The organism is Mesorhizobium loti R88b (assembly GCF_013170845.1).
Lineage (GTDB): Bacteria > Pseudomonadota > Alphaproteobacteria > Rhizobiales > Rhizobiaceae > Mesorhizobium > Mesorhizobium loti_B.
This window is the reverse complement of sequence record NZ_CP033367.1, coordinates 2008561-2021651: the sequence shown is the minus strand read 5'-3', so window position 1 is coordinate 2021651 and position 13091 is coordinate 2008561. Positions and strand designations below refer to the sequence as shown.

12 protein-coding genes are annotated in these 13091 nt (G+C 64.0%); 8 read left to right on the top strand and 4 right to left on the bottom strand.

Going from position 1 to position 13091, the window contains the following annotated elements; translation table 11 throughout:
* Nucleotides 1-25 precede the first annotated feature (25 nt).
* The 3 genes from EB235_RS09855 to EB235_RS09845 are packed head-to-tail and all read left to right on the top strand — an operon-like array spanning nucleotide 26 to nucleotide 2508.
* Entirely contained in the window at nucleotides 26-1222 is a 1197-nt protein-coding gene (locus EB235_RS09855) for a Tm-1-like ATP-binding domain-containing protein (RefSeq protein ID WP_027031168.1), read from the top strand.
* Nucleotides 1223-1232: 10 nt separating this feature from the next.
* Nucleotides 1233-2084 carry a phosphoenolpyruvate hydrolase family protein gene (locus EB235_RS09850; protein ID WP_027031169.1) on the top strand — a complete coding sequence of 284 codons (852 nt, stop codon included), beginning with the start codon at nucleotides 1233-1235 and terminating at the stop codon, nucleotides 2082-2084.
* 4 nt (nucleotides 2085-2088) lie between these two features.
* The gene (locus tag EB235_RS09845; RefSeq protein WP_027031170.1) at nucleotides 2089-2508 is read left to right on the top strand and encodes a cupin domain-containing protein; all 420 of its coding nucleotides are present in this window, start codon (nucleotides 2089-2091) and stop codon (nucleotides 2506-2508) included.
* Nucleotides 2509-2756: 248 nt separating this feature from the next.
* Here EB235_RS09845 and EB235_RS09840 read toward each other — a convergent pair whose 3' ends face one another.
* Entirely contained in the window at nucleotides 2757-3947 is a 1191-nt protein-coding gene (locus EB235_RS09840; RefSeq protein WP_027031171.1) for a M24 family metallopeptidase, read from the bottom strand.
* Nucleotides 3948-4313: 366 nt separating this feature from the next.
* Between EB235_RS09840 and EB235_RS09835 the strand changes: the two genes are divergently transcribed.
* The 5 genes from EB235_RS09835 to EB235_RS09815 all read left to right on the top strand — a co-directional run bounded on the left by EB235_RS09835 (nucleotide 4314) and on the right by EB235_RS09815 (nucleotide 9785).
* Nucleotides 4314-5924, top strand: coding sequence for an ABC transporter substrate-binding protein (locus EB235_RS09835; protein WP_027031172.1), 1611 nt, complete (start codon nucleotides 4314-4316; stop codon nucleotides 5922-5924).
* Between the two features lie 264 nt (nucleotides 5925-6188).
* Nucleotides 6189-7172: an ABC transporter permease gene (locus tag EB235_RS09830; RefSeq protein ID WP_027031173.1), complete on the top strand. Its 984-nt coding sequence runs from the start codon at nucleotides 6189-6191 to the stop codon at nucleotides 7170-7172.
* Entirely contained in the window at nucleotides 7169-7999 is an 831-nt protein-coding gene (locus tag EB235_RS09825) for an ABC transporter permease (protein WP_027031174.1), read from the top strand. The genes EB235_RS09830 and EB235_RS09825 overlap by 4 nt, the downstream gene beginning before the upstream one ends.
* Nucleotides 7996-9006: an ABC transporter ATP-binding protein gene (locus EB235_RS09820; protein ID WP_032925569.1), complete on the top strand. Its 1011-nt coding sequence runs from the start codon at nucleotides 7996-7998 to the stop codon at nucleotides 9004-9006. Before EB235_RS09825 ends, EB235_RS09820 begins: the two co-directional genes overlap by 4 nt.
* Nucleotides 9003-9785, top strand: a complete 783-nt coding sequence (locus EB235_RS09815) for an ATP-binding cassette domain-containing protein (protein ID WP_027031176.1) — start codon at nucleotides 9003-9005, stop codon at nucleotides 9783-9785. Before EB235_RS09820 ends, EB235_RS09815 begins: the two co-directional genes overlap by 4 nt.
* Nucleotides 9786-9788: 3 nt before the next feature.
* On the opposite strand, the gene EB235_RS09810 is transcribed toward EB235_RS09815, so the two are convergent.
* The 3 genes from EB235_RS09810 to EB235_RS09800 all read right to left on the bottom strand — a co-directional run bounded on the left by EB235_RS09810 (nucleotide 9789) and on the right by EB235_RS09800 (nucleotide 12678).
* Complete coding sequence (locus EB235_RS09810; RefSeq protein WP_027031177.1) at nucleotides 9789-10544, bottom strand: ATP-binding cassette domain-containing protein; 756 nt, start codon at nucleotides 10542-10544, stop codon at nucleotides 9789-9791.
* Entirely contained in the window at nucleotides 10537-11598 is a 1062-nt protein-coding gene (locus EB235_RS09805; RefSeq protein ID WP_027031178.1) for an ABC transporter permease subunit, read from the bottom strand. The genes EB235_RS09810 and EB235_RS09805 overlap by 8 nt, the downstream gene beginning before the upstream one ends.
* 102 nt (nucleotides 11599-11700) lie before the next feature.
* A complete protein-coding gene (locus EB235_RS09800; protein WP_027031179.1) occupies nucleotides 11701-12678 on the bottom strand; it encodes an ABC transporter substrate-binding protein in 978 nt (325 codons plus the stop codon).
* Between the last annotated feature and the right edge of the window lie 413 nt (nucleotides 12679-13091).

Genomic DNA, 13091 nt, shown 5'->3' with positions numbered 1-13091 from the left:
ATTTGCAATAACTTGGGAACTGCCCATGAAGCGCATCTATGTCGTGGGCACTGCCGACACCAAGGGCGAGGAACTCGCCTTCCTGGCTGATGCGATCGCCGCCACCGGCGCCGCCGTTTCCCGTGTCGACGTCGGCACGCGCCACGCAACCATCCCCATCGACATCACCGCCAAGGAAATTGCCGGCCATCATCCGGACGGCAGCACAGCCGTGCTCAGCGGCAAGGATCGTGGCGCCGCGGTTGCCGCCATGGGCGTCGCCTTCACCCGCTTCATCCAGTCGCGAAACGACATTGCCGCTGTGATCGGCATTGGCGGCGGCGGCGGCACCTCGATCATCACATCGGGCATGCGTGCGCTGCCGCTTGGGCTGCCCAAGATCATGGTCTCGACGCTCGCTTCCGGCGACACAGCGCCTTATGTCGATGTCTCCGACATCATCATGATGCCGTCGGTAACCGACATGGCCGGGCTGAACCGGCTCTCCCGCGTTGTTCTTCACAATGCAGCCCAGGCGATAGCGGGCATGGCGGCAAACCCCGCGCCGCTGCCCGACGGCAAGCCATCGATCGGGCTGACCATGTTCGGCGTTACCACGCCATGTGTGACCGCCATCGCCGACCAGCTTCGCTCGACCTATGACTGCATGGTCTTCCACGCCACCGGCACTGGCGGCCGCAGCATGGAGAAACTGGCCGATAGCGGCCTGCTGTCCGGCGTCATCGATATTACCACGACCGAGGTCTGCGACCTGCTGTTCGGCGGCGTGCTGCCGGCGACGGAGGATCGCTTCGGCGCGATTGCCCGCACGGGCCTGCCTTATGTCGGCTCGGTCGGCGCGCTCGACATGGTCAATTTCTGGGCGCTCTCGACCATTCCGGAACAGTATCGAGGAAGACTGTTCTACGAGCACAATCCCAACGTCACGCTGATGCGCACAACGGCGCAGGAATGCCGCGAGATCGGCGAATGGATCGGCACAGGGCTCGCTCTTTGCGAGGGGCCGGTGCATTTTCTCATTCCGGAAAAGGGCGTCTCGGCGCTCGACATCGAGGGCGGCGCCTTCTTCGATCCGCAAGCCGATGCCGTCCTGTTCGAAGCCATCGAGCGCACCATCAGGCCCACTGCCACACGCCGCGTCAGCCGCCTGCCACTGCACATCAACGATCCCGAATTCGCTCAGGTGGCAACCGCCGCCTTCCTCGACATCGCCAGACACTGAGAGACCCGACATGCCAGCCATACCGCGCAAGGACATATTGAAGAAATTCCGGGGAATGATCGACAAGGGTGTGCCGATCGTCGGCGGCGGCGCCGGCACCGGCCTGTCGGCCAAGGCCGAGGAGGCCGGCGGCATCGACCTGATAATCATCTACAATTCGGGTCGCTACCGCATGGCCGGGCGCGGCTCGGCCGCCGGCCTGCTCGCCTATGGCAATGCCAACGAGATCGTCAAGGAAATGGCCTATGAGGTGCTGCCGGTGGTCAGACACACGCCCGTGCTGGCCGGCGTCAACGGCACCGATCCCTTCGTCATCATGCCGCTGCTGCTGGCCGAGCTGAAGACGATGGGCTTTTCCGGCGTGCAGAATTTCCCGACCATCGGCCTGTTCGACGGCAATATGCGCCGAAGCTTCGAGGAGACCGGCATGGGTTTTGGGCTCGAAGTCGACATGATTGCCGAGGCGCACAAGCTTGACCTTCTGACCACGCCTTACGTCTTCAATCCCGACGAAGCCCGCGCCATGACAAAAGCCGGTGCCGATATCGTCGTCGCCCATATGGGCGTGACGACCGGCGGCTCGATCGGCGCCACCTCGGCCAAGTCGCTCGACGACTGCGTGGTCGAGATCGACGCCATCGCCAATGCCGCCCGTTCGGTGCGCAAGGACGTCATATTGCTTTGCCATGGCGGGCCGATCTCGATGCCGGACGACGCCCGCTACATCCTCGACCGCTGCAAGGGCCTGCACGGCTTCTATGGCGCAAGCTCGATGGAACGGCTGCCGGCTGAAGCCGCGATCGCCAGGCAGACGGCCGATTTCAAGGCCGTCACGCTACATGAAAAGAAAAAGAAGGGATGAGGAAATGACCGACAGGAGCAAGGTGTTTGTCTATCCGAAGGACGTCAGCGCCTTCGGCTTCGACTGGGGAAAACTGTCGCTGACGGTAGCCCCGGAAGTGAACGGTGCTGAGCGCTTTTCCGGCGGCGTCGTCGACCTGCCCTCAGGCAAGGGCCACACACGCCACAACCATCCCGGCGCCGAGGAAATCATCTTCGTCATCTCCGGCCATGGCGAGCAAATGGTCGAGGACGAGAAGGGTAATCCGGTGGTGGCGAAGGTCGGCCCCGGCTGCACCATCTACGTGCCGGAAAGCCGCTTTCATTCGACGCTGAATACGGGCGACGGGCCGATGCAGCTGTTTGTTGTCTATTCGCCTGCCGGACCGGAACTGGGCCTGCGGGAGCTGCCGGATTTCAGGCTGATCCCGGCGGGTGGGAAGTAACCTCCCGCGTTGCAAAGGCCCCCTCATCCGGCCGCTTCGCGGCCACCGCCCTCCAGGCGTTCGTTGTTCGAAAAGCCAAGCAGTTGGCTTTTCGTCCGCTGCGCGGATCACGCCTCACCCCCGAGGGGAGAAGAGACGAGCATCATCGCCGGCTCCTCCTCTCCCCTCGGGGAGAGGTCGGATTGCCCCGAATTGCCCTTTGCAATTCGGATGGCAATCCGGGTGAGGGGGCAGCGCCCTTCATCCAGCTAGGCGATACCACCCCTGTTCCACCCCCTGCCCCGGTCACCGAACATCACGTAGCCGCCCTCGGTGACCGCCAGCGTGTCCTCCAGCTTGATGAACCCGCGCGATGGGTGGAGCATGGTCGTCTCGACCGAAAGCACCATGTTCTTTTCCAGCGGCTTGGCCGCATAGGTGCCTTCATAGGTGACCGGATGGTTGGTCATCAGGAACGGCGCCTCATGCGTGATCAGCCCCATGCCGTGGGCGAAGAAATCCGTATAGGGCGCCACCTTTGATTTCTTCAGCACGCCTTCCGCATAAGAAATCATATCACCGCCCAGCATGCCGGCCTTCACCTTCGAGAACGCCGCCTGCTGCACCGTCTCGACCTCGGCCAGCAAATCCTCGAGCTCGGCATCGGGCTCGCCCAGAATGCCCATGCGGCAGAGGTCACCGATATAACCGTGATAATTGCCGCCGGAATCGATCGACATCACCTCGCCCTTCTTCCACGCTTGCGGTGAGGCGGCGCGGTTGTGGCTGGAGCCCAGCGTCAGCAGGCAATATTCGAAATGCGCGCCGCGATTGGTCTCCTCGCGCCTGATCTGCTCGATCATCTCGGCCTTGGTCGTGCCTTCGCGCGCCCATTGGATGGTGGCCAGCATGGAATCGGTGATCAGTTCGGAGGCGGTGCGCAGCTTCTCCAGTTCGGCGTCGGTCTTGATGGCCCGCATGCTCTCCAGCATCGTTGTCGCATCGATCAGTTTGGCGTCCGACAGCGCCTTGCGGATAAGCGTGTAGGCATCCGACGGCAGGAAGCCCGGCTCGATGCCGATGCGCGCACCCGCCTTGCCGATCTTCTGCAAATGCTCGACCGCAAGGTTGGCTGCATCCAGCGTGCCCCAGCAGGCGGCGTGCAATGTCGGTGTCCAGAACGGATGGTTCTGGTGCTCGCCGCCCTCCATGCGGTTGCCGATATAGGCGGCGTGGTCGGGCCCGCCCTTTTCGTAGACGACGATCGGCAAATAGCGGCTGTGGCCGATCGCATCCATCGCGGCGAAGAAGATGAACTTGTAGCCGCCCAGCAGGTATTGCGTGTTGTGCTTGGACGTCGCCAGCAGCACATCGATGCCGGCCTCCTCCATCAACCGGTCGACCCTCGCCTGGTCGAACGGAATAGTGCTGACGGCACTCTTGCCCGGTGCAATGTTCATCTCTCTCTCCCTGAATTGCCGAGGATCGCCGACTGTTGCGCCACGATCCCTTGGCTGTCGATCAAATCTGCACCATTTTGCGCACTCTGGTCTAGCCAGAAATCCCGCAATGAGCGCAGCCCAGCGGTCACCAAGTCGTCATTCGTCACCCGTTCGCCAAATCTGGTCCTACCAGATAGACTGAGTGGGTCGATTACTCCTAACTGGTCCAGCGGACGAAAATTTCAAAGCCAAGCGAGGATGCGCCAATTCCGTCTCTGGCGAAACCCTCGGCAAGGCTCATAATCGCCGCCGCAAGGATGCCGGTGCCGGCATCCGAGGGGTGTTGTCGCGCCGATCGGGTCGCGGAGAGGACGGAGTTCGATCATGTCAGGTTTCACGATTTCCAGACGCAAGATGCTCGCCGGTTCGGCGATGCTGCTGGCCTCCACCGCCATGCCCACATTGGGGTGGACGCAGACGCCGAAGAAGGGCGGCCGGTTGGTGCTTGCCGCCGATTCCGAGCCGCGCAACCTCAACCCGGCGATCGTCGCCTCCAACGGCGTCTTCTTCATTTCCAGCAAGATCGTCGAAACGCTGGCTGAAGCCTCCTTCGACGGCAAGGACGGGCTTGCGCCACGCCTGGCGCTCTCCTGGGAAGGTGCCGCCGATGGGCTCTCGGTAACCTTCAAACTGCGCGATGGCGTCAAATGGCATGACGGCAAGCCGTTCACCTCGGCCGACGTCGCCTTCTCGGCGCTGCAGATCTGGAAGCCGCTGCAAAACCTCGGCCGCACCGTGTTCAAGGATCTGGCTGCCGTCGAGACCCCGGACGATCTCACCGCCATCTTCAAATTCGCCAAGCCAACGCCGTTCCAGCTGATCCGCAACGCGCTGCCGGCGCTGTCGAGCGTCGTGCCGAAGCACATATACGAGGTCGGCAAGATCGAAGACAACCCGGCCAACAACGCCCCCATCGGCACCGGCCCGTTCAAGTTCGGAGAGTACAAGGCCGGCCAGTATTACAAGCTGACGAAAAATACCGATTACTGGGGCAAGGACGAGCCGTACCTCGACGAGATCATCTACCAGGTGCTGCCCGACCGCACATCAGCGGCGAGCGCACTGGAAGCGGAGGAAATCCAGCTCGCCGCCTTCTCCGCCGTACCGCTGGCCGACCTCGACCGCATCTCAAAGGTGCCGGGCCTGAAGGTGATCAGCAAAGGCTATGAAGGGCTGACCTATCAGCTCGTCGTCGAGATCAACCATCGCCGCAAAGAACTGGCCGATGTGAAAGTGCGCCAGGCGATCGCGCATGCCATCGACAAGGATTTCGTCGTCAAGACCGTGTTCCTCGGCTATGCCGCCACCGCCACCGGCCCGGTGCCGAAGAACGATCCGCAATTCTACACCGCCGACGTGCCGACCTATGCCTTCGACGTCGCCAAGGCCAACGCCTTGCTCGACGAGGCCGGCTACAAGAAAGGCGCGGACGGCAAGCGCTTTACGCTAAAACTTTTGCCGGCACCCTATTTCAACGAGACCAAGCAGTTCGGCGACTATCTGCGCCAGGCGCTCGCGGCAATAGGCATCGACGCAGAGCTGGTCAACAACGACTCGGCTGCGCACATCAAGGCGGTCTACACCGACCACGCCTTCGACCTCGCCGTCGGCCCGCCGGTTTTCCGCGGCGACCCGGCGATCTCGACCACCATCCTGGTGCAGAGCGGCATTCCCGACGGCGTGCCGTTCTCCAACCAGGGCGGCTACAAGAACGACGCGATCGATGCGCTGATCGCCAAGGCCTCCGAGACACTCGATACATCGGCACGCACCGACCTCTACAAGGAGTTCCAGAAGGAGGTGGCCGCCGACCTGCCGCTGATCAACGTCGCCGAATGGAGCTTCATCAGCGTCGCGCGCGACACGGTGGGCAACATCGCCAACAACCCGCGCTGGGCGGTGTCGAACTGGGCGGACACGTATCTGGAATCGTGACACATTTGCGCGGATGAAAGTTCGCGAGAAAATGGGAATTTGGTCGAAGGCCGAGTTCCTTCACACCCCCCTCTGTCCTGCCGGACATCTCCCCCACAAGGGGGGAGATCGGCAGTTTCGCCGTCGCGCAAATTCGGCATCCAAGGTTAGCGAAAGCAGAGATGACATCCAATCTCCCCCCTTGCGGGGGAGATGTCCGGCAGGACAGAGGGGGGTGCCTAGACACCGCACTTCTCTCAATCGGCACCGCGTCCTGTCACCGCCATGAACCGCGCCCTCACCCTAATCCACCGCCGCCTTGTCGGCAGCGTCTTCGTGCTGCTGATCGTTGTCATCGGCACCTTCCTGCTGCTCGAAGCGGCCCCCGGAGACGCGGTAGACGCCTACATTGTCTCCACCGGCGGCGACGCCGGCATGATCGAATTGCTGCGCCATCGCTGGGGCCTCGACCAGTCCGAGTTGACGCGGCTCGCGAACTATCTCTGGGCGCTGCTGCATCTCGATCTCGGCCAGTCGGTGACCTTCTCCAGGCCGATCCGCGACGTGATCCTCGAACGCCTCCCCAACACGCTGCTTCTGATGGTCAGCGCCACCGCGCTGTCCTTCGGGCTGGGCTCGGCGCTCGGCATCTATGCCGGCGCCAGGCCGGGCAGCTTCCGCGACCGCTTCCTGTCGATCGGCTCGCTGGCGCTTTATGCGGTGCCGGGTTTCTGGCTCGGCCTGGTGCTGATCGTCGTCTTTGCCGTCGATCTGCGCTGGCTGCCGATCGGCGGTATCGAGAGCCTGGCCTCGGACAAGACCGGCCTTGCACGTGCCACCGACATCGCCGTCCACCTCATCCTGCCGGTGGCCGCGCTCGGCTTCATCTATCTGGCCCTATACCTGCGCATGATGCGCGCCGGCATGGCCGAGGCCTGGCGCCAGGATTTTGTGCTGGCCGCTCATGCCAGGGGATTGTCGCGCCACCGCATCGTGCTTGCCCATGTCGCCCGTAACGCGCTGCTGCCGCTGATCACCATGCTCGGCCTGCAATCGGCGCAGATGCTCGGCGGCAGTGTCGTCATCGAGAGCGTCTTTTCCGTGCCCGGCCTCGGCCGGCTGGCGCAGGAAGCCGTGGCTTCGCGCGACACGCCGCTGCTGCTCGGCATCATCCTGGTCAGTGCAGTCCTTGTCATCGTCATCAACCTGCTCGTCGACATCGCCTATGCCTTCCTCGACCCGCGCGTCGGCGCCAGCGAGGGCGCATGAGCCTGCTTCGCCGTTTCCTGCGCACGCCCGATGCGATTGCCGGCACCATCCTTCTGGCCGCGTTGGTCGCCATGGCGCTGTCGGCCTCGCTGCTGTTTCCCGGCGACCCGCAAGCGATTGCCGGACAGGCGCTGCTGCCGCCCTTCCAGGACTGGTCGCTGCCGCTCGGCACCGACCGGCTCGGCCGCGACGTGCTGGCGGAGCTTTTCCATGGCGCCCGCACCTCGCTGGCTGTCGGGCTCGCGGCGGCAGCAGCTGCGCTTGCCATCGGTTCTGTGATCGGCACGCTGGCCGGCTTTGCCGGCGGCCTCGCCGACGAGGTGCTGATGCGCATCACCGATGCCTTCCAGACCGTGCCGAGCTTTCTGCTGGCGCTGGCCTTCGTAAGCGTCGTCGGGCCGTCGCTTGGCGTTGTCGTTGCGGCAATAGCGCTCGGCACCTGGACCGGCCCGGCGCGTATCGCCCGCTCGGAAGTCCTCTCCATTCGCGAACGCGACTATGTCACCAGCGCCCGAGCCATCGGCATGCATCCGCTCGAAATCGCCTTTCGCGAGGTGCTGCCCAACGCCTTGCCGCCGGTGCTGGCGATGTCCTCGGTGATCGTCGCCGCAGCCATCCTCACCGAAGCCGCCCTGTCCTTTCTCGGCCTCGGCGATCCTAACCGGGTCACTTGGGGCGGGATGATTGCAGAGGGTCGCGCGGTGCTGCGCACCGCGCCTTTCCTATCGATCGTCCCGGGCATAGCGCTGGTGCTGACGGTGCTCGGCGTCTATCTGGCCGGCGAAGGCATTGTCGAGACGACAGCGGTCAGGAGGGGCCTGTCGTGAGCGCGCTGGCGTCAATCCGCGACCTGACGGTGACCTACCGCCGCGACGGCAGTGAGGTGGCGGCGTTGAAGGGGATCAGCCTCGATGTTGTTGCTGGCGAGCGCCTGGCTATCATTGGTGAGAGTGGGTCGGGCAAGAGCACGTTGGCTTTGGCGATTGCCGGGTTGTTGCCGGCGAGCGCTACGATCGAAGGGCGCATCGGTTGGTTCATACACCCATCGTCAGCGTCGGGCGCCAAGGCACCCCCCTCTGTCCTGCCGGACATCTCCCCCGCAAGGAGGGAGATCGGCAGCTTCGTCGCCGGCTCTTCCTCTGCAGCGTTCGAGATCGGCGAAAGCGGTGGCGACAGTGCAATCTCCCCCCAAGTGGGGGAGATGTCCGGCAGGACAGAGGGGGGCGCCGTAGAGCGCCAACTTCGTCATCTTCGCGGTGGAGTGCCCCTCGGCGGCCGTGACATCGGCTTCGTTTTCCAGGACCCCTCCGCCAGCCTCGATCCCGTCATGACCGTCGGCAAACAAATTGCCGAAGTCGCGCGCACGCATCTCAGCCTCTCATGGCCGCAGGCATACGCCAAGGCCAAAACCCTCCTCGAACGCGTCCGCCTCCCTGATCCGGACTCGGCCCTGCATGCCTTCCCGCATCAGCTCTCCGGCGGTCAGAAACAACGAGTGGCAATCGCCGCCGCCATCGCCGCCGGTCCGAAATTGCTGATCGCCGACGAGGCGACCAGCGCGCTCGACACCATCGTGCAGGCAGAGATCGTCGCATTGATCCGCCGGCTGGTGGCCGAGGATAGCATGACGCTGCTGTTCATCAGCCACGATATCGCGCTGGCAGCCGAGCTTGCCGAGCGCATTGCCGTGTTTCGCCACGGCCAGTTGGTCGAGCTTGGCACGACGGCACAGATTGTCGGCGCTCCGACCCAGGTCTACACCCGCGCACTGCTCGACGCCCATATCGGACTCGACGCCGAACCGCTGCTCAACCGAGCCGGGCTGCACGCATGAGTTTGCTCACCGTGTCCAACCTGACCAAGCGCTATCGTCGCGGCGGCAAGACCGTCAACGCTGTCGACGACGTCTCATTCACCATCGGACCCGGTGAGACGCTGGCACTGGCCGGCCCCTCCGGCAGCGGCAAGTCAACGATCGCCCGGCTGGTGCTGCGCCTGATTGAGCCGGACGCCGGTCGCATCGAATTCGAGGGCGATGACTTCCTGGCCTTGGGTGGCGCGGCCTTGCGCGCCCGTCGCGCGCGTCTGCAAATGGTGTTCCAGGATCCGCTGGCCGCCTTCAACCCGCGCGCCACGGTGGCGCGTGTACTTGACGATCCCTTGCGCATCCATGGTATCGCCTCCCGCTCCGAGCGCCCACGTCGCATCGCCGCCTTGCTGGAACGCGTCGGGCTGTCGGCCGATCTCGCGCCGCGCGCCATCCACGAGATTTCCGGCGGCCAGCGGCAGCGCGTCGCCATCGCCCGCGCCATCGCGACAAAGCCGTCGCTGATCGTGCTCGACGAGGCGGTGTCGGCTCTCGACGTCTCGGTGCGCGGACAGATCCTAGAGCTTTTGCTCGATCTGCAACGCCAGGAACAGATCGCCTATCTCTTCATCTCACATGATCTCGGCGTCGTCCGCGCCGTCGCCCACCGGGTTATCCTTCTCGACGCCGGGCGTATTGCCGAGAGCGGCGATGCCCGCACGATCATCGACGCACCACAATCGGCCATCGGCAAGGCGCTGGTGGCAGCAGCACCACGATTGAACACCAAACGGGATGCCGGTTAGAAATTAACCGCCGACCATCAGCTTGACGACCTCGTCATGGTTGGTCTCGGATATCTTGCGTTCGCCGGCCTGGACGCCGCGCCGCAGCACGACGATGCGGTCCGAGACGGCAAAGATGTCCTGCAGATTGTGCGAGATGAAGATCACGCCGCGCCCTTGCGCCTTGAGCTGATGGATCAGCGAGATCACCTTGCGCTGCTCCGGCACGCCAAGGGCGGCGGTCGGTTCGTCCATGATCAGGATCTGCGCATCCCAATAGACGGCGCGGCCGATGGCTACGGCCTGGCGCTGGCCGCCGGAGAAATTGCTGACCGGAGCCTCGAGCCGGCTGACATGGAAGTCCAGCCGTCCCATCGTCGCCTTGGCGGCCTCGGCCATCGCCTTGCGGTCAAGCACCGGCAGGAAGCCGAACGCCTTGCGCATCGGTTCGCGGCCAAGGAATATGTTGGCGCCAATCGACAGATTGTCGGCGAGCGCGAGATCCTGGTAGATCGTCTCGATGCCCTTCTCGCGCGCTTCCTGCGGCGTCGCGAACGTCACGGGCTGACCCCGAAGCAGGATTTCCCCGCCGGTCGGCTGGAACACGCCCGAAATCGCCTTGATCAGCGTCGTCTTGCCGGCGCCATTGTCGCCGGCCAGCGCCACCACTTCGCCTGGCCGCACGGCCATGGAGAAATCGCTGAGCGCACGCACGGCGCCGAAATGCTTGGAGAGGTTGCGGACTTCCAGCAGGGGCGTGGTCTGATTGCTGCTATTCATCCTGACGGGCTCCACTGAACCGGCGCTGCGCCTGGTCGATAAGGACGGATATGATGATGACCACGCCGACGGCGATGAACTGCCAGAACGGCTCGACATTGACGAAGACCAGCCCGTACTGGATGACCGCGATCACCAGCGCGCCGGCAACCGTGCCGAAGATGGTGCCGGAGCCGCCGAACAGGCTGGCGCCGCCGATGACCACCGCCGCAACGCTGTCGAGCAGTAAGGGCTCGCCGGCTTGCGCCGCACCCGCGGTGAAGCGCGCGGCGTAGAGCGCACCGCCAAGCCCGGCGCACATCGCCGACAGCACATAGAGCCGCAATATGTGGCCCCTGATGTCGATGCCGGCGCGCCGCGCCGCCTGCACATTGGCGCCGATGGCGTAATTATGTTGGCCGAACCGGGTCTGGCTGAGCAGGTAGTGCATCACGATGACGAAGATCGCGGTGATGATCACCAGATAGGGCACGCCATAGACCTTGCCGTTGCCGAGCAGCGCGAACCAGGAATTCTGCACCGGCACGGTCGTGCCACCGGCAAGCAGGAAGGCGGCACCGCGCGCGACGCCGAACATGCCGAGCGTGCCGATGAAGGGCGGCACCTTGAGCCGCGAGATCAGCAGGCCGTTGATGACGCCGGGCACGCCGGCAACGATCACCGAGGCGAGGATGCCAACCAGCATCGCCAGCGGCAAGGGAATGGCAGCGCCCGCCATGTTGGTGGCGTGCGCGGCGATGACGGCGGCGAGGCCCATGATGAAGCCGAGCGAGAGATCGATGCCGCCGGAGATGATGACGAAGGTCTGGCCGGTCGCCAGCAGCAGCGGCGCCACGGCGAATATGGCGATGGACTGAAGGTTGAACGGATTGAGCACGAAGGTGGCGCCGAAGGCGAGCCGCGACCAGATCTCGAAACAGATGATCAGGCCGGCGAGAAACAGCCAGGCGCGCCCTTCGGCGATGCGTGCGACCAGGCTCCGGGCCGGATCGCCGTGATCAGCCTGAGGGGCGACATGCTTCTCGGCCGGCTGGGCTGGTGATGTCGAGGTCATGGATACTCCGCGGCGCGGCTGCCATCAAAAAGGTCCCGCCTCAGGCGAGGACCCAGTACAGGCTCCTCCCGGCGGGCCGGGAGAAGCCAAGCTGGTCTGGACTTACTCGGAGTAGAGATACTTCGAGATGTTCGGGTCCGCGATGTTGGACTTGTTCATGATCGTGAAGCCGGTGCCGATGGTGACCGGGATCGAATGCCCGGTCAGGTGGGCGTAGGCCGAAACGACACCGTAATAGCCGATCTCGGCCGGATGCTGGGCGATCGCCACGTCGACCAGGCCGGTGTTGATGTTGTCGACGATGCTGGTCGGAGCATCGAAGGCGACAACCTTGACGGTACCGGTCTGTCCGGCCTGCTTGACGCCGTTGGCGGCGCCCAGCGCCGAGAACAGATTGGCGCCGAAGACGCCGACCAGGTCGGGATTGCGCGCGAACACCGCTTGCAGCTGCGAAGCCGCCTTGTTGGCGTCGTCGTCGTTGAACTGGGTTTCCAGAACGGTGATGCCCGTATGCTTGGCCATCTCCTTCTTGAAGCCCTCTTCGCGCTGGTCGGTGGTCGAGATGCCGGGCTTGACGTTCGACACATAGACCTTGCCCTTGTCGCCAATGGCGGTGGCAAGCGCGCGTGCGGCGATCTCGCCGCCCAAAACGTTGTCCGAGGCGATATAGGCCAGCGGGAAATCGGCATCGCCCGCGCCCGTCTGGTAGACGCCGCTGCCGATGAAAGTGTCGACGGTGATGACCGGGATGCCGGCATCATTGGCCTTGCGCAGCGGCTCGACCAGCTGGACCTTGTCGGTCGGCGCGATCAGGATCGCATCAGGCTTCTTGGCGATGACCGCGTCAAGCACCGGCACCTGGGTGACCGGGTTGAAGTCCGGCGCGCCCTGGAAAACCAAGGTCACGCCAAGCGCGTCGGCGGCTGCCTGGGCGCCCTTGCGCATGGTGATGTAGAAACCGTCGGTGGTGAGGCCCGGAATGAGCGCAATGGTGTATTTCTTGTCCTGCGCCTGCGCGGGTGCGATCAGCACGGTCGCGCTGAGGGCGAGCGCCGCGAGCGCGGCAACAATCTTCTTCATGACATCCTCCTCATTATTGGCAGATCTCCTCATTATTGGCAGATCTGCCGTTGCAAGTGACATTGGAATGGCCGTCATCGGTTCACATGCCGACGGCCGGGAACGCCTGTTTGCCTTTCGCGGGCAGCTCCTCCCAAGCGCCCTCCAGTCGATATGTCAGCCGGTCAGTCGACCGGCACACCAGGCCTCAGCCCCATTCCTCTGCCTCCGCGAGGTCCGGCAAACTAGGCCCACGCCACGCTCTATCGGCGGGCGCTCCAACTTGTAACACTTTGCAGAAATAAATTGCAACTCGGTTTTTCCGAGCTGACAGCACCGGGTTTTTCACACCGTACAACATGCGACTGCTCCGCAGAGCCCCGGTCAACTATTGCCCGGGGCCTTCGGCGACACAACTGGTTTAGTGGCTACGC